The organism is Pseudomonas sp. D1HM (assembly GCF_019266105.1).
Classification (GTDB): Bacteria; Pseudomonadota; Gammaproteobacteria; order Pseudomonadales; family Pseudomonadaceae; genus Aquipseudomonas; species Aquipseudomonas taetrolens.
The window spans coordinates 1-611 of record NZ_LRMN01000055.1 but is presented as its reverse complement, the minus strand read 5'-3'; the positions used below and the strand labels follow the sequence as shown (position 1 = coordinate 611).

Genomic DNA, 611 nt, shown 5'->3' with positions numbered 1-611 from the left:
TCGGCATCGGCGTCGGCGTCGGCGTCGGCGTCGGTCTCATCGATGTCCGCGCTATTCACCTGCGAAGGGTCCGAGATATTACGGGCGGCATCGGTCAGCGTCACACTCAGGAGTTCGCCATTAATTTTTGGCGTATCCATGTCAACTGAGAAGTTGCCATCAGCCCCCACCGTACCGGTACCCAGCAGGTTGCCTTGGTCGTCTCTGATGTGGACGGTGGTACCTGCTTCACCTTTACCCGAGACATTCACGCCATTTGGGGTGACCACGAGATTAGTCGGGGCATCTGGAGCGGTCGTATCCACGAAGTCGATGTCCGCGCTCACTACTTGCGCAGGATCCGAGATATTCCCGGCCGCGTCGGTCAGTGTCACGTCAAGGACTTCGCCATTGACTTGAGGAGGGTTCAGCCCAACTGCGAAGTTGCCATCAGCACCGACGGTACCTGTACCGATCGTGTTGCCTTGTGGATCCTTGATGGTAACTGTCGTGCCCGGCTCACCTTTACCCGAGACAGTTCCGCCATTGGGGGAAACACTCAGGTTTGTAGGCGCATCCGGGGCAGTGGTATCAGCAGGATCGATGTCCGGGCTTACCACTTGAGAAGGGTC

1 protein-coding gene is annotated in these 611 nt (G+C 57.9%); it reads right to left on the bottom strand.

Annotated elements, in window-relative coordinates; genetic code table 11:
• Positions 1-611, bottom strand: a 611-nt coding sequence (locus AWM69_RS22695) for an Ig-like domain-containing protein (protein WP_256930499.1), incomplete at both ends; no start/stop codon positions are given.